Raw genomic sequence first — 438 nt, 5'->3', positions numbered from 1 at the left:
ATCCTGTTCATCCTCGTCCTGGTGGCCTTCGGGCAACTGGTCGACGGGCGCGGCGCGTTGGACGGCGCGGCGCGGGACGCGGCCCGTGCGGTCGATCCAGAAGGACCACGCCACGGCGATGGCCGAGGCGCGGGCGGCGGCGGAGGCGAACCTCCAGGACGTCTGCTCCGGTCCGGTGACCGTCGTCCAGACCAGCCAGGGCTTCGAGCCGGACACCCTCTTCAGCGTCCAGGTGAGCTGCGAGGTGCGGGGCCTCGCCATGCTGGGCCTGGACATCCCGACGACGCTCACCGCGAGCTTCAGCTCGCCGCTCGACCCGTACCGGAGGACGGCGTGAGAGCACGCGTATCCGAGCCGGTGCCGGGTGCCCGCGTACCCGAGCCGTGCCCGCGTGCGTCCGCATCCGGGCCCGGCCCGCGCGCACGCGTCCGGGCCTGG

The 438-nt window shown here is 74.2% G+C and carries 1 pseudogene; it reads left to right on the top strand.

Annotation, left to right across the window (positions count from 1 at the left end):
* Positions 1-337: pseudogene (locus tag LPA54_RS39215) on the top strand (pilus assembly protein); the annotation flags it as partial.
* Positions 338-438 lie beyond the last annotated feature (101 nt).

Origin of the sequence: Streptomyces sp. DH12, from assembly GCF_020873895.1 — a bacterium.
Lineage (GTDB): Bacteria > Actinomycetota > Actinomycetes > Streptomycetales > Streptomycetaceae > Streptomyces.
This window is presented reverse-complemented; position numbering and strand designations above follow the sequence as displayed.